The sequence below is a fragment of the Pseudomonas putida genome, from assembly GCF_026625125.1.
In the GTDB taxonomy this organism is placed as follows: Bacteria; Pseudomonadota; Gammaproteobacteria; order Pseudomonadales; family Pseudomonadaceae; genus Aquipseudomonas; species Aquipseudomonas putida_X.
Window position 1 is genome coordinate 1640861 of sequence record NZ_CP113097.1, and the last position, 18280, is coordinate 1659140.

The 18280-nt window shown below is 62.9% G+C and carries 16 protein-coding genes, 1 tRNA gene and 1 pseudogene; 10 read left to right on the forward strand and 8 right to left on the reverse strand.

Annotation, left to right across the window (positions count from 1 at the left end; genetic code table 11):
- Positions 1 to 32: 32 nt before the first annotated feature.
- Positions 33 to 989 carry a LysR family transcriptional regulator gene (locus OSW16_RS07525; protein WP_267821981.1) on the reverse strand — a complete coding sequence of 319 codons (957 nt, stop codon included), beginning with the start codon at positions 987 to 989 and terminating at the stop codon, positions 33 to 35.
- Positions 990 to 1102: 113 nt separating this feature from the next.
- On the opposite strand from OSW16_RS07525, the gene OSW16_RS07530 reads away from it, so the two are divergent.
- On the forward strand, positions 1103 to 1852 hold the full coding sequence (locus OSW16_RS07530; RefSeq protein ID WP_267821983.1) for a sulfite exporter TauE/SafE family protein: 750 nt from the start codon (positions 1103 to 1105) through the stop codon (positions 1850 to 1852).
- Between the two features lie 22 nt (positions 1853 to 1874).
- Here the strand turns inward: OSW16_RS07530 and OSW16_RS07535 are convergent, their stop codons facing one another.
- Positions 1875 to 2726 carry a LysR substrate-binding domain-containing protein gene (locus OSW16_RS07535; RefSeq protein ID WP_267821984.1) on the reverse strand — a complete coding sequence of 284 codons (852 nt, stop codon included), beginning with the start codon at positions 2724 to 2726 and terminating at the stop codon, positions 1875 to 1877.
- A 96-nt stretch (positions 2727 to 2822) separates the two neighbouring features.
- Between OSW16_RS07535 and OSW16_RS07540 the strand changes: the two genes are divergently transcribed.
- Complete coding sequence (locus OSW16_RS07540; protein WP_241802986.1) at positions 2823 to 3041, forward strand: DUF1127 domain-containing protein; 219 nt, start codon at positions 2823 to 2825, stop codon at positions 3039 to 3041.
- 69 nt (positions 3042 to 3110) lie between these two features.
- On the opposite strand, the gene OSW16_RS07545 is transcribed toward OSW16_RS07540, so the two are convergent.
- A complete protein-coding gene (locus OSW16_RS07545) occupies positions 3111 to 4457 on the reverse strand; it encodes a class II 3-deoxy-7-phosphoheptulonate synthase (protein WP_267821987.1) in 1347 nt (448 codons plus the stop codon).
- Positions 4458 to 4575: 118 nt separating this feature from the next.
- On the opposite strand from OSW16_RS07545, the gene OSW16_RS07550 reads away from it, so the two are divergent.
- Together OSW16_RS07550 and OSW16_RS07555 are read left to right on the forward strand one after the other, a co-directional pair.
- The gene (locus OSW16_RS07550; RefSeq protein ID WP_267821989.1) at positions 4576 to 5331 is read left to right on the forward strand and encodes a spermidine synthase; all 756 of its coding nucleotides are present in this window, start codon (positions 4576 to 4578) and stop codon (positions 5329 to 5331) included.
- Between the two features lie 297 nt (positions 5332 to 5628).
- Positions 5629 to 7342 (forward strand): annotated as a pseudogene (locus OSW16_RS07555) (DEAD/DEAH box helicase).
- A 108-nt stretch (positions 7343 to 7450) separates the two neighbouring features.
- Here the strand turns inward: OSW16_RS07555 and OSW16_RS07560 are convergent.
- Complete coding sequence (locus OSW16_RS07560) at positions 7451 to 8218, reverse strand: DODA-type extradiol aromatic ring-opening family dioxygenase (protein WP_267821991.1); 768 nt, start codon at positions 8216 to 8218, stop codon at positions 7451 to 7453.
- A 101-nt stretch (positions 8219 to 8319) separates the two neighbouring features.
- On the opposite strand from OSW16_RS07560, the gene OSW16_RS07565 reads away from it, so the two are divergent.
- A complete protein-coding gene (locus OSW16_RS07565) occupies positions 8320 to 8967 on the forward strand; it encodes a thiopurine S-methyltransferase (RefSeq protein WP_267821994.1) in 648 nt (215 codons plus the stop codon).
- Between the two features lie 388 nt (positions 8968 to 9355).
- Here the strand turns inward: OSW16_RS07565 and htpX are convergent, their stop codons facing one another.
- Positions 9356 to 10243, reverse strand: a complete 888-nt coding sequence (htpX, locus tag OSW16_RS07570; protein ID WP_012313391.1) for a protease HtpX — start codon at positions 10241 to 10243, stop codon at positions 9356 to 9358.
- A 417-nt stretch (positions 10244 to 10660) separates the two neighbouring features.
- On the reverse strand, positions 10661 to 11872 hold the full coding sequence (locus tag OSW16_RS07575) for a pyridoxal phosphate-dependent aminotransferase (protein ID WP_085675507.1): 1212 nt from the start codon (positions 11870 to 11872) through the stop codon (positions 10661 to 10663).
- A 168-nt stretch (positions 11873 to 12040) separates the two neighbouring features.
- Between OSW16_RS07575 and msrB the strand changes: the two genes are divergently transcribed.
- Both msrB and OSW16_RS07585 read left to right on the forward strand, forming a co-directional pair.
- Complete coding sequence (gene msrB / locus OSW16_RS07580) at positions 12041 to 12442, forward strand: peptide-methionine (R)-S-oxide reductase MsrB (protein ID WP_267821998.1); 402 nt, start codon at positions 12041 to 12043, stop codon at positions 12440 to 12442.
- 2 nt (positions 12443 to 12444) lie between these two features.
- Complete coding sequence (locus OSW16_RS07585; RefSeq protein WP_241802992.1) at positions 12445 to 12933, forward strand: glutathione peroxidase; 489 nt, start codon at positions 12445 to 12447, stop codon at positions 12931 to 12933.
- Here OSW16_RS07585 and OSW16_RS07590 read toward each other — a convergent pair.
- Positions 12923 to 15280, reverse strand: a complete 2358-nt coding sequence (locus OSW16_RS07590; RefSeq protein WP_267822001.1) for a hybrid sensor histidine kinase/response regulator — start codon at positions 15278 to 15280, stop codon at positions 12923 to 12925. The genes OSW16_RS07585 and OSW16_RS07590 overlap by 11 nt on opposite strands.
- 76 nt (positions 15281 to 15356) lie before the next feature.
- On the opposite strand from OSW16_RS07590, the gene OSW16_RS07595 reads away from it, so the two are divergent.
- Both OSW16_RS07595 and OSW16_RS07600 read left to right on the forward strand, forming a co-directional pair.
- Positions 15357 to 16244 carry an ATP-binding protein gene (locus OSW16_RS07595; protein WP_241802994.1) on the forward strand — a complete coding sequence of 296 codons (888 nt, stop codon included), beginning with the start codon at positions 15357 to 15359 and terminating at the stop codon, positions 16242 to 16244.
- Complete coding sequence (locus OSW16_RS07600; protein ID WP_267822004.1) at positions 16245 to 16727, forward strand: GAF domain-containing protein; 483 nt, start codon at positions 16245 to 16247, stop codon at positions 16725 to 16727.
- Positions 16728 to 17117: 390 nt separating this feature from the next.
- On the opposite strand, the gene OSW16_RS07605 is transcribed toward OSW16_RS07600, so the two are convergent.
- Positions 17118 to 17885: a hypothetical protein gene (locus OSW16_RS07605; RefSeq protein ID WP_241802996.1), complete on the reverse strand. Its 768-nt coding sequence runs from the start codon at positions 17883 to 17885 to the stop codon at positions 17118 to 17120.
- A gap of 318 nt (positions 17886 to 18203) precedes the next feature.
- Here OSW16_RS07605 and OSW16_RS07610 point away from each other — a divergent pair.
- Positions 18204 to 18279, forward strand: a tRNA-Glu gene (locus tag OSW16_RS07610).
- Position 18280 lies beyond the last annotated feature (1 nt).

Here is an 18280-nt window from a genome sequence, read left to right on the forward strand (position 1 = left end):
GGAGAAATCTAGCACGCTGAAGGTTTGCGCGCTCATTGCCATCGCAGCTCACTTCGTAATGCAAGGTCCCATGGGGGGATCGGGCTGAAGCGGCTCTTGAGGAATTCGAGCAGCAAGCGGCTGCGAGAGTTCGTTTCATGTGCCAGGCGCAGCGCATAAATACCGCTGGTCTCTGCCGCAGGCAGGCCGTTGTCGCAAAAAAGGGGCACCAGTTCGCCACGCAGCAGGTAGTCGCTGATGAGCCAGGTAGGCAGGTGCGCAATGCCCAGCCCGGCAAGCGCGCCGAACAGCAGCGTTTCGGCATTGTTGGCGGCCATGCGCATCCGTGAGGGCCGGTACAGCCGTGATTGCCCATCGACCTCGAAGCGCCAGGCGAAGGGTGGGGCCAGGCCGTCCCAGTCCAGCCCGTCGTGATCGGGCAGTGCGCTGGGGCAGGCGGGTATGCCGCGGCTGGCCAGGTAGGCGGGGCTGGCGCAGGCGACGCGGACCATGTAGGCCAGCGGTGTGGCGACCAGGCGGGTATCGGCCAGGGGGCCTGCACGCAGCACCAGGTCGACTTCGCCCAGGTGGCTGCCGTGCAGGTCGACGAAGCTGTCGATCAGGCGCAGGTGAACATCCAGGCCGGGGTAGGCCACCAGGAAGTCGGCAATGGCCGGCGCCAGGTGGCGGCGGCCGAAAGCTGCAGGGGCGTCGATACGTATCAACCCCTCCGGAGCGCTGCTCAGTGACACGGCCTCGGCCCGCGCCAGGCGCAGCTCCTCGATGATGCGCCGGGCGCGTTCGGCGAAGGCGTTGCCAGCAGGCGTGGCGCGCACCGCATGGGTGCTGCGGGTGAACAGGCGGCTGCCCACCGCGCTCTCGAGGCTGTCGATGCGCCGGGCGACGGCGGAGGGGGTGAGTGGATGGCGCCGGGCGGCCGCGGAAAAGCTGCCGGTCTCCAGCACATCGAGAAACAGGCTCAGTTGGTCGGTAAGGGTATCTGGGCTCATGGCTGCCTTGCTTTTGCATAAATCGCACAGCCATTGTGCGTTGCTGTGCGTTTCCCCGCCAGAGCGCAATCGTTAGCATGCCCGTATTGTCAACGCAGGCGGATGAGGCCCTGATGATCGAGTGGTTGTTGTATATCGTGCTGGGCGCAGCCTTGGGCACCATGGGTGGGTTGTTCGGTATTGGCGGCGGGTTGATCGCCATCCCGGCGTTGGGTGTGCTGTTCGGGCTCGATCAGCAACTGGCCCAGGGCACGGCCTTGGTGATGGTGGTGCCGAACGTGCTGCTGGCGCTGTGGCGCTATCACCAGCGTAACCGCATCGAGTTGCGCCATGCCGTGCCGTTGTCGGTGTGCAGCTTGGTGTTCGCCTGGTTGGGCTCGATCTGGGCCGTGGGTATCGATGCGCAGGCCATGCGCCTGGGCTTTGTCGGCTTTCTGGTGGCGCTGGCCCTGTGGAACGTGGTGCGCATGTTCATCAAATCCGCTCCGGCAAGCGCCGAGCTGCGCCATCCCTGGCCCTGGCTGGGTGTGCTGGGCTGCTTCAGCGGCACCATGGGCGGTTTGTTCGGGGTGGGCGGGGCGGTGGTGGCCACGCCGATCCTGACCAGTGTGTTCGGCGCCACACAGGTGGTGGCGCAAGGGCTGTCCCTGGCACTGGCAGCGCCGAGCACCATGGTCACCTTGCTTACCTATGGCGTGCATCACAGTGTCGACTGGGGCGTGGGGCTACCGTTGGCGGTAGGCGGCCTGCTCAGTATCAGCTGGGGAGTGCGGCTGGCCCATGCGTTGCCGGAGAAGGTGCTGCGGGCGATGTTTTGTGTGTTTTTGGTGGTGTGTGCGGTGATGCTGGGCTTCGAGCTTTAGCGGTTGGCGTGTGCACTGGCCATCACTGAAAACCCTCGATGATGTAGTCAGCCATGCAATCGGTGATCGGTGACTGGTTTTGTGGATTGCGCAGCAGCATCACGTTGGCCATGGGCAGCTCAGGCAAGCCGTCCTGCTCGCCCAGGATGCGGATATTGCCGCCGATCAGGCTCTGCAACTGCGCGGTCACTGCCAGCCCTGCCGTGACGATGGCGAAGATCGCCGCCAGGCTGGGGCTGGTGTAGGCAATGCGGTAGTCGATGCCCTGGGCCTCCAGGGCATTGCAGGTCCAGGCGCGGCAGAAGCAGTCGGTGTTGAACAGCGCCAGCGGCATGGGCCGTTGCTCCTGTGGGCAGAAGCTGTCGGCGGCGGCCCACACCAGGCGTTCCTGGCGCAGCAACTGGCCAACCTCGTTGCCGGGCTCCCGGGTGACGATGGTGAGGTCCAGGTCCTGGCGCAGCATCAGGTGTTTCGACGAATCACAATGCACCTCCACCTGCACCAGCGGGTAGGCCTGGGCGAAACTCGACAGGATGGTTGGCAAGAACCGCATGGCGTAGTCGTCCGGTGTACCGATGCGCACCAGCCCGACCATGTGCGGCATGCGTAGGGTGTTGAACACTTCACCATGCAGCTTGAGGATGCGCCGTGCGTAGCCCAGCAGTACCTGGCCCTCGGCGGTCAGGCGCACCTGGCGGCCGTCGCGCTCGAACAACTGGCGCTGCAGGACGTCTTCCTCCAGGCGTTTCATCTGCATGCTGACGGCCGACTGGGTGCGGTTGACCACTTCGCCGGCACGGGTGAATCCACCTTGCTCGGCAATGGCGACGAAGGTGCGTAGCACGTCAGCATCGAGGCTCTGGTAGTGGGACATTGCATCAATCTCCTAGATGCATGGCATAAGAAACATTCGTTGGATTGATCTTAAGCCTGGCGTGAGACTGAAGCCATCAACACGGAGGGCTTCACGATGAAAGGTCATGTCAGCAGCATTCAACACCCTGCCTTCTCCTTCAAGCACCTGTGGCATGCTGCCTTGCAGCGTCCGGCTCGCTGGCTGGAGCTGTACCGCCAGCGCCGGGAACTGGCCAGTCTCAGCGATGCGACGTTGCAGGATCTGGGGTTGAGCCGGGCCGATATCCAGCAGGAGGCAGAGCGGCCATTCTGGGATGATCCGCTGCGCAGGTGAGGGGGCGATGCGCCGCACATGCGGCGCTCGGTCTTGCTGGTGCTGAAGAGGCTGTGGCCGGCACCTACCTCAACGGCGCACCTGCTTGAGGGTTTCGGCAATCAGAAACGCCAGCTCCAGCGACTGGTCGGCGTTCATGCGTGGGTCGCAATGCGTATGGTAGCGATCCGACAGCCCATCTTCGGTGATCGGGCGTGCGCCACCGATGCACTCGGTGACGTTCTGCCCGGTCATCTCGATGTGAATGCCACCGGCATGGCTGCCTTCGGCCTGGTGCACCTGGAAGAACTGCTTCACCTCATCGAGAATCTGCGCGAAGTCACGGGTCTTGTAGCCGCTGCTGGCCTTGATGGTATTGCCGTGCATCGGGTCCGAACTCCACAGCACCTTGCGCCCCTCGCGCTCGACGGTGCGGATCAGCCCGGGCAGGTGCTCACCGACCTTGCCGGCGCCCATGCGCACGATGAGGTTTAGGCGCCCCGGGTCGTTGGCCGGGTTGAGCGTGTCGATCAGGCGGATCAGCTCTTCGGGGTTCATGCTGGGGCCAACCTTGACCCCGATAGGGTTGTGCACCCCACGCAGGAATTCCACATGCGCGCCGTCGAGCTGGCGGGTGCGGTCGCCTATCCACAGCATGTGCGCCGAGCAATCGTAGTAGTCGCCGGTCAGGCTGTCCTGGCGCACGAAGGCTTCTTCGTAGTTCAGCAGCAGTGCCTCGTGGGCAGTGAAAAAGCTGGTTTCGCGCAGTTGCGGGGCGCTGTCCAGGCCGCAGGCGCGCATGAAGGCCAGGGTCTCGTCGATGCGGTTGGCCAACTGGTGGTATTTGTCGGCCAGCGCCGAGTTGGCGATGAAGTCCAGGTTCCACTTGTGCACCTGGTGCAAGTCGGCGAAACCGCCTTGGGCGAAGGCGCGCAGCAGGTTGAGGCTGGCGGTGGCCTGGTGGTAGGCCTGCAGCAGGCGGTCTGGGTCGGGTACACGGCTTTTTTCGTCGAAGCCGATGCCGTTGACGATGTCGCCGCGGTAGGCCGGCAAGGTCAGATTGCCGATGGTTTCGTCACCCGATGAACGTGGCTTGGCGAACTGCCCGGCCATACGCCCGACTTTGACCACCGGGCAGCCGGCGGCGAAGGTCATGACGATGGCCATCTGCAGCAACACCTTGAAAGTGTCGCGGATCTTCGCGGCAGAGAACTCGGCGAAGCTCTCGGCACAGTCGCCGCCCTGCAGCAGGAAGGCACGGCCTTCGGTGACCTCGGCGAACTGCCGGCGCAGCTCGCGCGCCTCCCCGGCGAACACCAGCGGCGGGTAGCTGGCCAAGGTCTGCTCGACCTTGAGCAGATGCGCGGCATCGGGGTAGGTCGGTTGCTGCTGGATCGGCAGGGCACGCCAGCTGTCAGGGCTCCACGGTCGGTTCATCACAGGCTCGGTCTTGTCGGTTATAGGCTGCCTGCCATGGTAACAGTTGGCGCTGAGCTTGTTGCATCCGGGACGTTGGCGGACAATGCGCGTTTTTGCGCGGGCGGGTGGCAGGTTCATGGCGACGGAGCGGGAAGAGCGGCTGTTGGCTCGGGTCGAGGATGCCTTCGGGGTCATCAGTGTGTATGAGGTGGAGGATTACCGCTTCCTCGAATTTGGCGATGCCATCGAGCAAAGCTGCGTGTTCACAGCTGACCCCAGCTGGCTCGAGTACGACTACACCCGCGCCATGCTGGTGGGGGCGCTGTGCCACGAGCAGCCTGAAAGCGCGCTGTTCCTTGGCCTGGGCGCCGGCACCCTGACCCAGGCCTGCATGAAATTCTTGCCGCTGGAAGACATCGAGGCCATCGAGCTGCGCCCGGATGTGCCGCGCCTGGCCATGGAGTACCTGGGCCTGGACGACGACCCGCGCCTGTATGTGCGGGTGGGCGATGCCCTGGAGCTGCTGCCCACGGCAGAGAAAACCGACCTGTTGTTCGTCGACCTGTACACCGACCACGGCCCGGGTGTCGGCCATCTGGCCTGGACCTTTCTGGAAAATTGCCAGAAGCAGCTCAACCCCGGTGGTTGGCTGGTGATCAACCAGTGGGCCGGTGATGACGGCAGGCCGCTCGGCGCGGCGCTGTTGCGCGGCTTGTACCACCGGCATTACTGGGAGCTGCCGGTGAAGGAGGGCAATGTGATCCTGCTGGTGCCGGCAGACCTGGAGCAAACGTTGGACCTGGACGGCCTCAGGGGCCGGGCTGCGGCCTTGGCGCCACAGCTGGGGTATAGCCTGGAGGGGTTGATCAAGGAGATTCGCCCCGCCACGTGAAGGGCGTGCCAGGGGGTTGAGATAAACGTTTCAGCCGCTGGTCGCTGATGGCCGGGTACTGGCCCCTTGCCCGTGAAAATTTTCCACACTTCCCTCCATTAATTCGGGTATAGTACGCGCCGGTCTTTTAGCGGACCTCAAAATCAGGTGGTGCAAATCCTCCGAGTCCAGCTTCGGCTGCACGTCCGCTAGGCGGACCTTCCCAAGTATTTCTTTTTCAATCGTTTTCGCAAATCCCCGCCGCCAGAGCTGCCTGGGTGACCATTTGGTCTTTCAAGGCATGTGCAGCTTTGGAGCATGGGTCTTTGCGGATGCACATAGAGGCAGACCCATGACCCAGGAAACCGGCGGATTCGCCGCTCTCGATCTCAATCCGAATATCGTCGCTGCTGTTGTAGCCACTGGCTACGAAGAGCCTTCGGCTATTCAGCATCAATCGATCCCGATCATCCTCGCCGGTCACGACATGATCGGCCAGGCGCAGACTGGCACCGGCAAGACCGCTGCCTTCGCCCTGCCGATCCTCAACAAGATCGACGTGAGCAAGCGCGAACCGCAAGCCCTGATCCTGGCGCCAACCCGTGAGTTGGCGCTGCAAGTAGCTACCGCTTTCGAAACCTACGCCAAGCAGATGCCGGGCGTTAACGTGGTGGCTGTATACGGTGGTGCCCCGATGGGCCCACAACTGCGTGCCATCCGCAACGGCGCGCAAATCGTCGTGGCCACCCCGGGCCGTCTGTGCGACCACCTGCGTCGCGACGAGAAAGTCCTGTCCACCGTGCAGTACTTGGTACTGGACGAAGCCGACGAAATGCTCAAGCTGGGCTTCATGGATGACCTCGAAGTGATCTTCGATGCCATCCCTGCCAGCCGTCAGACCGTTTTGTTCTCCGCGACCCTGCCGTCGTCGATCCGCTCGATCGCCGAACGTCACCTGCGTGAGCCCAAGCACGTCAAGATCCAGAGCAAGACCCAGACCGTCACCGCGATCGACCAGGCGCACCTGATGGTCCACGCCGACCAGAAGATCCCGGCTGTTCTGCGTTTGCTGGAAGTGGAAGAGTTCGACGCGCTGATCGCCTTCGTGCGTACCAAGCAAGCCACCCTGGACCTGGCCGCCGCGCTGGAAGCCAAAGGCTACAAGGCTGCTGCGCTGAACGGCGACATCGCCCAGAACCAGCGTGAGCGCGTCATCGACTCGCTCAAGGACGGCCGCCTGGACATCGTCGTCGCCACTGACGTCGCTGCCCGTGGTCTGGACGTACCGCGCATCACCCACGTGTTCAACGTGGACATGCCGTACGACCCAGAGTCCTACGTGCACCGTATCGGCCGTACCGGCCGTGCCGGTCGCGAAGGCCGTGCACTGCTGCTGGTCACCCCGCGTGAGCGCCGCATGCTGCAGGTCATCGAACGCGTTACCGGGCAGAAGGTTGCCGAGGCGCGCCTGCCGAACGCTCAGGCCGTGCTGGATGCGCGTATCAAGAAGCTGACCTCGAGCCTGGCGCCGCTGGTGGCCGAAGCAGAAGCCACCCACGGTGAGCTGTTCGACCGCCTGACCGAAGCCCTGGGTTGCAGCCCGCGTGCCCTGTCCGCAGCCCTGCTGCGCAAGGCCACCAATGGCCAGGCGCTGGACCTGGCAGCGGTAGAGCGCGAACAGCCGCTGGTACCAAGCTTCGCACCGCGCGGTGAGCGCCCGGAGCGTGGTGACCGTGCCGAGCGTAGCGACCGTGGTGAGCGCGAGCGTCGTGCGCCACTGCCGCTGGCCGAAGGTCGCGTGCGTTGCCGTACCGCGCTGGGTGCCCGTGATGGTATCGCTGCCAAGAACCTGCTGGGTGCGATCCTCAACGAAGGTGGCCTGGCCCGTGATGCGATCGGTCGCATCCAGGTGCGTGACAGCTTCAGCCTGATCGAGCTGCCGGAAGACGGCCTCGAGCGCCTGCTGACCAAGCTCAAGGACACCCGCGTGGCTGGCAAGCAGTTGAAGCTGCGTCGCTACCGCGAAGATTGATCCTGGCGTAATGAAAAAATCCCCGGCTTAGGTCGGGGATTTTTTTTGCTTGTGGTTCTTTGGGGCTGCCATGCATGCAGGCCTGTCGCGGCACAACGCTGCCGCTTTTCAGTCGAAGCGGTAAATGTCCATCCCCAGCGCGCCGAGGGTAAACCCTTGGTGCACGATGCCAAACCTGCCACCGGCCCCAAGGGCGAAGAACAACGGCAAGAAATGCTCATCACTGGGATGGTTACGCGACGCAAACGGCGCTTGTTGCTTGAAGTCCAGCAGCGCGGCCTGGTCGTCTTCGCCCAGCTTCTCCACCACCCAATCGCGAAATGCCAGTGCCCAAGGCTCGATCACGTCCGGCCCTGCATGCCAGTCCAGCTCGCCCAGGTTATGGGTGATGCTCCCAGAGCCGACCAGCAACACACCCTCGCTGCGCAGCCCGGCCAACGCTCGGCCGACCTTGATTTGCTGCGCCGGCCCCATGTGGCTCGGGAGCGACACCTGAATCAGCGCAATGCTTGCATCGGGATACATCAACGACAGCGGTACCCAGGCCCCATGGTCGAAGGGCCGCTGGGCATCCAGGCGAGCCGGCAGGCCAGCGGCGTTGAGCCGCGCGCTGACGTTCGCCGCCAGTTGCGGCTGGCCAGGCGCAGGGTACTGAACGGCATAAAGCGCTGCAGGAAAGCCGTAGAAGTCATGCCAGGTCTGCGGCTGTGGGTTGGCGGTCAACAGCAGTTCGTGGCTTTCCCAGTGCGCCGACACCACCACGATCGCCCTCGGGCGTGGCAGGGCATTGGCCAGCTGGGCCAGCGCTGGCCCGCTGGCGCCGGGTTGCAGGGCGAGCATCGGAGAGCCGTGGGAAATGAACAGGCTGGGCAGCATGGTAGGGTCCTGAGGGGTAAGATGCAGTCATCTTCGATCAGTCACCGATCGATTTCCAATATAAGATTTTTGCCCAAATGATCTAAAAACCTGGAGGAACTATGGAGCAGGCGTTCTGGCACCAAAAGTGGGCCGATAACCAGATCGGTTTTCACCAGGCCCAGGCAAACCCCTACCTGCAACGCTACTGGCCGGGGCTTGGCCTGGCTGCCGGCAGCCGGGTGCTGGTGCCGTTGTGCGGCAAGAGCCTGGACCTGGCCTGGCTGGCGGGGCAGGGCTATCGCGTGCGGGGTGTGGAGCTGTCGCGCCGGGCCGTGGAGGACTTCTTCCAGGAGCAGGGGCTGCAGGCCCAGGTTCGGCAACAGGGTGCGTTCGAAGTGTGGAGCAGTGGTGAGGTGGAGCTGTGGTGTGGTGATTTCTTCGCCTTGCGCGCCGAGGATGTCGCCGATTGCGTGGGGCTGTATGACCGAGCTGCGTTGATTGCCCTGCCTCCGGCAATGCGTGAGCGGTACATGGGTTTGCTTTCGCGGCTGCTGCCTACGGGCAGTGGGCTTGTGGTGACCTTGGACTACGAGCAGCGTCTGCTGGCGGGGCCGCCGTTTTCGGTCGCCGACGAGGAAGTGCGGCGTGGGTTTGCCGGGTGGCAGGTGGAGGAGCTGGAGGCGCAAGACGTGATCGGGGAAAGCCCTAAGTTCTTGCAGGCGGGGGTGAAGTGCCTTGTTGAGCGGGCCTATCGCGTACGATTCTGATGTGGGTTTGCCTGTGCTGGCCCTATCGCCGGCAAGCCGGCTCCCACCCCGACCGCGCAGTTCTCCAGGCCTGCGCTGTACCTGTGGAAGCAACCTTTTGCCCGATTTCTAATAGCCGGCGCAATTGTCTTGCCCAATTTCTAACAGCCGGCGCGATCCCTGTGGGGGCAACTGTCTTGCTCAACTTCGAAAAGCTGGTGCGATCCCTGTGGGAGCCGGCTTGCCGGCGATCACCGGCGCAGCCGGTGCCATTCACCACAGCGTCTGTATCGCCGGCAAGCCAGTTGCTTCCACCACCCCCACAGCTCTGAAGATTACCGTCTCAAATATGCAGGCCGGCTGCATAAAAAAGGGCGACCGTAGTCGCCCTTGATTGGTGCCTGAACAATCAACCCCGGCGGCGCAGCGCCTCGATGCGCTCTTCCAGCGGCGGGTGGCTCATCAGCAGGCCGGCCAGGCCATGCTTGAGGCCGCCATTGATGCCGAATGCCTTCATGGTGTCGGGCATGTGCACTGGCAGGCCCTGCTCTACGCGCAGGCGCTGCAGGGCGCCGATCATCGCGGCGGTGCCGGCCAGTTGTGCGCCGGCTTCGTCGGCGCGGTATTCACGGCGGCGCGAGAACCACATGACGATCATGCTGGCGAGGATGCCCAGGACCAACTCGGCGACGATGGTCGCCACGTAGTAGGCAATGCCTTGGCCCTCTTCGTTCTTGAAGATCACCTTGTCGACGAAGTTGCCGATGATGCGGGCGAAGAACATCACGAAGGTGTTCACCACGCCTTGTACCAGCGCCAGGGTGACCATGTCCCCGTTGGCCACGTGGCCGATCTCGTGGGCCAGCACGGCGCGTACTTCATCAGGCGAGAAGCGTTCCAGCAGGCCTTGGGATACGGCTACCAAAGCGTCGTTGCGGTTCCAGCCGGTGGCGAAGGCGTTGGCCTCGTAGGCGGGGAAGATACCCACCTCGGGCATCTTGATGCCGGCTTCGCGGGACAGCTCTTCGACCGTCTGCAGCAGCCACTGCTCGTGGCGGGTACGCGGCTGGGAGATGATCTGGGTGCCGGTGCTCATCTTCGCCATCCACTTGGAGATGAACAGCGAAACGAGGGAGCCGGCGAAGCCGAACACGGCGCAGAAGACCAGCAGGCTGCTGAGGTTGAGGTCAACCCCGTTGGCGGCCATGAACCCGTTGAAGCCGAACAGGCTCAGGGTAATGCTTGCAACCAGCACCACCGCAAGGTTGGTGGCTACAAACAACAGAATGCGCATCATGGTTGTTACGTTCTCCTGACGGATGAGTGTGTTGCGTATGCGGGGTATATAAGGGGCCGGGCGCGCCGATTCAATCGGGGGACTATTTCAAACTGTGTACGGCGGAGTATGGCAGAGGATCTGGTTGGGGCTGTGAGCTAGAGCGTTGCAGGATGTAAGAAAGGTATCTGGGGGTTGTAAGGGGCTGCTTTGCAGCCCAATCGCCGGCAAGCCGGCTCCCACAAGTACCCTGCAAATGCTGAAGAGTTGTGCTGTGCCTGTAAGGGCCAGCAAGCTGGCTGCCACGGATACCCTGCAATGCTGAAGACTTGTGCTGTGACTGTAAGGGCCAGCAAGCTGGCTGCCACAGATACCCCGCAGTTCTTAAGGCTTGCGCTGTACTTGTGGGAGCCGGCTTGCCGGCGATGAGGCCGGTACTTACTGCGAATAAGTGCGCAGGAAGTTGCCAATCCGGCCAATCGCCGCTTCCAGATCATCCACCCGCGGCAATGTCACCACGCGGAAGTGGTCCGGCCACGGCCAGTTGAACGCCGTACCCTGCACGATCAGCAGCTTTTCCGACAACAGCAGGTCCAGCGCGAACTTCTCGTCATTCAAGATCGGGCAAACCTTCGGATCGATCCGTGGGAAGGCATACAGCGCACCCATCGGCTTGACGCAGCTGACCCCGGGGATCTCATTGAGCAATTCATAGGTGCGGTTGCGCTGCTCCAGCAGCCGGCCCGGCGGCAGCACCAGGTCATTGATGCTTTGGTAACCGCCCAGCGCAGTCTGGATGGCGTGCTGAGCCGGCACGTTGGCGCACAGGCGCATGTTGGCCAGCATGTCGATGCCTTCGATGTAGCTCTGGGCGTGATGCTTGGGCCCGGAGATGATCAGCCAGCCGGAGCGGAAGCCCGCCACCCGGTACGACTTGGACAGGCCGTTGAAGGTCAGGCACAGCAGGTCCGGGGCCAGTGACGCGGTGCTGATGTGCACGGCTTCGTCATAGAGGATCTTGTCGTAGATCTCGTCAGAGAACACCACCAGGTTGTGCTGGCGGGCCAGCTCCAGCATGCCCAGCAGCAATTCTTTGGAATAGACGGCGCCGGTCGGGTTGTTCGGGTTGATGATGACCAGGGCCTTGGTGTTCGGGGTGATCTTGGCCTTGATGTCTTCAAGGTCAGGGAACCAGTCGGCCTGCTCATCGCACAGGTAATGCACCGGCTTGCCGCCAGCCAGGCTCACTGCGGCAGTCCACAGCGGGTAGTCGGGCGCCGGGATCAGCACTTCGTCGCCGTTGTTGAGCAGCGCCTGCATCGACATCACGATCAGCTCGGACACACCATTGCCCAGGTAGATGTCCTCGATGGTGACGCCTTCGATTTCCTTCTGCTGGCAGTACTGCATCACCGCCTTGCGCGCGCTGAACAGGCCTTTGGAGTCGCTGTAGCCCTGGGCAGTGGGCAGGTTGCGGATCACATCCTGGAGAATTTCGTCCGGCGCCTCGAAGCCAAACGGCGCCGGGTTGCCGATGTTCAGCTTGAGGATGCGATGGCCTTCCTCTTCCAGACGTTTGGCGTGCTTGAGCACCGGGCCGCGAATGTCGTAGCAGACATTGGCGAGCTTGTTCGATTTGCTGAACTGCATGATGTGATCCCGATTGAGAATACGCGGTGCGCCGCCGTCGAAAGGTTTGAAAGGGCGGGGCGCGGGTGCCAGACTTGAGGCCTTGCACACGAAGCCAACTAATATACGTGCCACCCGCGCTACGGAAAAGACGGCGCGAGGTGAAATTCAGCCTGCCGAGGTCCACACATGCAAAAGATCGACAAAACCCTGGAACAATGGCGTGCGATGCTTGACCCGGAGCAGTACCAGGTGTGCCGCCTGAAGGGCACCGAACGGCCGTTCTCTGGCAAGTACAACAGCGAAAAGCGTGCGGGTACCTACCAGTGCATCTGCTGCGGCCTGGCGCTGTTCGATTCGACCACCAAATTCGACTCTGGCTGTGGCTGGCCGAGTTTTTACGCGCCGATCGAAGACAGCGCGATGATCGAGACGCGCGACACCTCCCACGGCATGATCCGCACCGAGGTGACCTGCGCGCAATGTGATGCTCACCTGGGCCATGTATTCCCCGACGGGCCGCCACCGACCGGCCTGCGTTACTGCATCAACTCGGTGTGCCTGGACTTCAAACCGCGTGATGGAGCCTGACCATGGCTGAATCGATACTCGACATCCCCTGTGTGACCCTGGCCGGTGAACGCAAGCTGCTGGGCGACTTTGCCGGCAAAGCGGTGCTGGTGGTCAATACCGCCAGCCAGTGCGGTTTCACCCCGCAGTACAAGGGGCTGGAGCAACTTTGGCAACATTACCGCGAGCGAGGCCTGGTAGTACTGGGGTTCCCCTGTAACCAGTTCGGCAAGCAGGAGCCGGGGGAAGCGCGGGAAATCGCGCAGTTCTGCGAGCGTAATTTCGGCGTGAGCTTCCCGCTGTTTCGCAAGGTGGAGGTCAACGGCCCAGGGGCTCACCCGCTGTTCGTCGAGCTCAAGCAGCGTGCGCCCGGCCTGCTCGGGTCGCAGAAGATCAAGTGGAACTTCACCAAGTTTCTGCTGGAGCCGGCCAGCGGCAAGGTCACGCGTTATGCGCCCACCACCAAGCCGCAGGCACTGGAGGCTGATATCGAACGCGTGCTCAGCCGCTAAGGGGCACCCAATGGTCGATCAGCGTCAGTAGCTCTTCACGCCGGAACGGCTTGGCCAGGTAGTCGTTCATGCCCGCCGCCCGGCAGCGTTCGCGCTCCTCGGGCATGGCGTTGGCGGTCAGGGCGACGATCGGCAGCTCAGGCCAGCGGCCACTCTGGCGGATGCGTCGGCTGGCCTCATAGCCGTCCATCACCGGCATGTTGCAGTCCATCAGCACCAGGTCGAAGTCTTCCTGCTCGAGCCACTCCAGCGCCTCGACGCCCTGGGTGGCCACCTGTATCCGGCAGCCGAGCTTGGCCAGCATGCCCTTGGCCACCAGCTGGTTCACCGGGTTGTCCTCCACCAGCAGAATGCGCGCCCGGCCGTCGGTAGCGGTAAGCGTCGGGATGGCCAGCGGGTGTTCCGGAGCCTGGCCCTGCAGGGTGCGGCGCAGGGTCTGATACAAGGCATTGCGCGCCAGGGGGCGGGCCAGCTGGTGCAGCGGGGCCAGTTGCGCCGACTGTTCCGGCGACAGGAAGTTGCCGTAGGCCGTCACCAGCAGGATCGGCGCTTTCAGCGCAGGGCGTAGCTGGAACAAGTGGTCCAAATCGTCAGTGATCAACAGGTCGATGGCACCGCCCGCCAGTGCCTGGGCGCTGTCATGCCTCGCGTAGCTCAGGCCCCAGCGCGGCAGCACGTCCTGCAGCAGTTCGGCAAGGCCACTGCCGGCATCGCTCAGCGCCACGACGTGGCCCTGCAGCGGCGCAGGGGCGATGGCCTCGGTGTGGGTGGGCAGGGGTAATTCGGCGCTGAAGCAGCTGCCCACCCCTGGCTCGGAGCGTATGTGCAGGTGGCCGTGCATGGCTTTGCACAGGTTGCGGGTCAGTGCCAGGCCCAGGCCCGTGCCGCCATATTGCCGGGTGATGCCGGCACCGGCCTGGGTGAACGGCTGGAAGATGCGTGCCTGCGCATCTTCGGGAATGCCGATGCCGGTGTCGCGTACCTCCAGGCGTATGCCGCCGACGAGGGTGCTCAGGCACACGTCGACGCGGCCGAAGCGTGTGAACTTGAGGGCATTGGACAGCAAATTGCTCACTACCTGGCGTACCCGGGTCGGATCGCCGAGTACCGAACTTGGAAAGTCACTGGCGATCAGGCAGGTCAGCTCGACGTTTTGCGCGACGTTCTGCGATAAAAGGTTGGCCGTGTCCTCCACCATCGCGCCCAGGTCGAAGGGGATGCGTTCGAGTTCCAGCTGCCCTGCATCGAACTTGGACAGGTCGAGGATATCGTTGAGCAGTTCCACCAGCACCTTGCCCGAGTCGTGGGCGATCGACAGCTGCTGGCGCTGCTCACTTTCCAGCGGGCTGTCCAGGGCCAGGGCGATCATGCCGAGCATGCCATTGAGCGGGGTGCGGATTTCGTGGCTCATGTTGGCCAGGAACGCTGCACGGGCCTGGGCCATGTCCAGCGCGCGCTGGCGGGCATGCTCCAGCTCCTGGTTGGACTGGCTCAGGCGGCTGTTGCTGGCCTTGAGCTCTTCGGTGCGGGCCGAAACGATGTCTTCCAGCTCATTGAGGTACTGGGTCAGTCGGTTTTCGGCAGTGCGCCGTTGCTGGATCTCGGTGGCCATGCTGACCAGTTGCTGGTTGGCGACCTTCACCAGCACGCCGATCTCATCGAGTTCATGCCCGGGAGGGCAATCGAGGCGGGTTTGCCCGGGGTGGCGGGGGTCGCGGCCGCTGAGTGCACCGATCACCTTGACCAGCGGTTTGGTCAGCATCATGTAGAACAGGGCCAGGAGAATGCCGGTGAGGACCAGGCTGCGGGCGAAGCCATTGAGCAGGGTGACGCCGGCGCGGTCCAAGAAACGGCTGCCGAAGGCGAAGGTGTCGACGTCCAGGTACAACGTGCCGAGATACTCTTCGGGCATATGGGTGAGGAACAGGCGCTCTTGGAACTGGCGCTGTTCACCGAACAGAAAATCGCTCACCGGCCGGTAGCTGTCCTGCAGCCGGATGCGTTCGACATCAGCCAATACGGTTTCGTTGTTGTCGATCAGGCGCGCGCGGAACACGGCCGGTGACTGCAGCAGACCCCGGGTCAGCTCGAGCGCCAGTTCCGAGTCGATGTTGTAGGCGATGCGCGAGGCCGGGTTGTGGCTGATTTGCAGCAACGCTTCCACTTCACGGTTGATGGATGCGTCTTCGCTGGCATAATCGATGCCGATCTGGATGAGACTGAGCAATGTTCCCAGGATGAAGCCCACCAGGACTGTCAACCGGGCTTGCTTGTATGACAGGCGATTGGTGAACTTGATATCCATGAGTCCCGAGCCGGTTTCACGTCCCTTGCGCTGCGCAAGCATAGCCGATCAGCCACGGCTGCTGGTGGGCCTGTCGCACATTCAGCTTCAAACTTCACCTGTCTTGCTAGGAGTCGTCATGGACGCCCGCTTGAATGCTTTTCTGGAACGCGCAGAGTCCGTGCTGGCGCGCCTTGAGCCGCTGCTGCCGGCACCGCGTCCGGACATCGACTGGAACACCACGTTGGCTGCGCGCTGGCAGCGCGATGGCCGTACCGGCTACTTGATGCCGTTGCACGTCAGCCTGGACATCCGCCTGACCGACCTGATCGGCGTGGACAAGCAACGCGACCAACTGGGCCGCAACACCCATCAGTTCATCAACGGTCTGCCTGCCAACCACGCGCTGCTGTGGGGCTCGCGTGGTACCGGCAAGTCGTCGCTGGTACGCGCGCTGCTGGCCGAACACGCCGCTGCCGGCCTGCGCCTGATCGAGATCGAGCGTGACCACCTGGCTGATTTGCCGCGTGTGGTCGAGCAACTGCAGAAACTGCCGCAACGTTTCGTCCTGTTCTGCGACGACCTGTCGTTCGAAGCCGGGGAGGGCGACTACCGGGTGCTCAAGAGCGTGCTCGACGGCTCGCTGGAGCAGGCGCCGGACAACGTGCTGTTGTACGCCACCTCCAACCGTCGTCACCTGGTGCCGGAGAAAGAGAGCGACAACGAAAACTGGAAGCGCGTCGACGGCGAACTGCACCCCAGCGAGGCGGTGGAAGACAAGATCGCCTTGTCCGACCGTTTTGGCCTGTGGCTGTCGTTCTACCCGTTCACCCAGGAGCATTTCCTCGATGTGGTCGAGCACTGGATAGGCCAGCTGGCGGCCTCTGCCGGCTTGGCCTGGCAGCGTGACGAAGCGCTCGACATACTCGCCGTGCGCTGGGCCACCGGCCGCGGCAACCGTAATGGCCGTTGTGCCTACCAGTTCGCCCGTTATTGGGTGGGGCTGCAATTGTTGGAGCAGAAATAAATGATCGACCTCAATGCCAGTGGCGCCGGCCTCGACGGCTACGACCTGCTGGCTGCGCAAGTGCAGGCACTGTTCGCTGACGAGCGTGACTTCATCGCCAATGCCGCGCAGTTTTCGGCGTTCCTGTACCACCAGGTGGATGACCTGAACTGGGCCGGGTTTTACCTCAACCGCAATGAAGAGCTGGTACTGGGCCCTTTCCAGGGGCAAGTGGCCTGTGTGCGCATTCCGTTCAGCCGCGGCGTGTGCGGTGCAGCAGCGGCCACCCGGCAGACCCAGCGGGTGGAAGACGTGCACGCCTTCCCGGGGCATATTGCCTGCGACAGCGCCTCCAACAGCGAGTTGGTGATCCCGCTGGTGAAGGAGGGCAGGCTGATTGGTGTGCTCGACCTGGACAGCCCGAAGCTGGCGCGTTTCAGTGAGGCGGACCAGCGCGGGCTGGAGCGGTTGGCGGCAGTCTTTCTGGAGTTGACCGACTGCTGATTAGCGTTATCAGGGCTGCTGCGCAGCCCATCGCCGGCAAGCCGGCTCCCACCACGACCGCGCAGCTCGTCAGGCCTGTGCTGTACCTGTGGAAGCAACGGCCTTACCCATCTTTAAAAGCCGGCGCAAATCCGGGTGGGAGCCGGCTTGCCGGCGATGGGCCGCAAAGCGGCCCCAGCTGCTCGCAGGTCCCGCCGAGCGTGCTCGGGCTATTACACCTCCGCTAGGGGGGCTGCTGCGCAGCCCATCGCCGGCAAGCCGGCTCCCACCACGACCGCGTAGTTTTTCAGGCCTGTGCTGTACCTGTGGAAGCAACGGCCTTACCCATCTCTAAAGCCGGCGCAAATCCGGGTGGGAGCCGGCTTGCCGGCGATGGGCTCGATTTTCACATCAATCGTAGATGACCCGCTTTTTCCAGGTTTCTTCCTGGTCGGTCTTGAGCCCCTGGGTCAGTGCGTTTTCGTCATTCTCCGCCGGCTCCATCTGGTCCAGCACCTGGGCATTGGCCCGGGCCAGCAGTTTCTCCAGGTAGGTCAGCTGCTCTTCATACACCTTCGGTTCAGGCTGCTTGCGCAGGTACTGCACGCCGCGCTCGAACGCCAGGCGAGCCTGGCCCGGTTGTTCCTGTTGCAGCGCTTGCTGGCCCAAATTGTTGAAGAACTCGATGTGCAGCAATACCAGCAGGTGGCGAATTTCCTTTACCCAGTGCTTGCCCTCGGTGGTTTGCAGGACATTTTCCTGAGTAGCCTTGACGATCTGTGTGTGCAAAGCCTCGAGCAAGAAGCGCACATCCTTGGCCTTGGCCTCGGTATGGATCGGGCTGGGCGGGTTGTTCACCGGGATTCGCTCGCCTTGGGCAACCAGGCCGTCCAGTTCGGCGATGCGTGCCTTGAGTTCGGCATTGTTCTTGTCCAGCGCCAATTGCCGCTGCGTGAGATTGAGCTCCAGGCGCGTGAGCAACAGTTTGAGCGCCGGGGTCATGAACTGGCCGGGGAAGGTCTCGGTGATTTCGCCACAGCGGCGTACGCGGTCGGCGAGTTCGATCTTCAGCCGCGCGCGCTCCAGTTTGCTGTTCTCGACCACGTTGTTGAGGTAGCCGATCACGATCAGCAACGCGATACCCGCAACGATGAGCAGTGTGATCAGAAGTGGTGTCACCGTTAACGCCTCATCAGGAAGTTTTACATTGAGAGTGTAGCGAACAGGCCAGCCAGGGCGCCACGTGACTCTGTGTCGGCTCGTCGCCGGATTTCTCCAGTGATGGCACTTTGCGTTCAGCCCGCCAGAAAATCAACGCCAATCCTCGGGCACCCTGCACAAGCAGCCTATATAGAGAGCGAAGTCATTGATTTAAATAAATTTATAGAAAAGGGTTGACGACCTTTCAAGGCATCCATAGAATGCGCGCCACTTGCAGCGTAAAGCTCACAGCGATACGCGGCAGGGAGTGAAAGCAAGCAGCAATGCTTGTAGCGTGTCCCCTTCGTCTAGTGGCCTAGGACACCGCCCTTTCACGGCGGTAACAGGGGTTCGAGTCCCCTAGGGGACGCCAA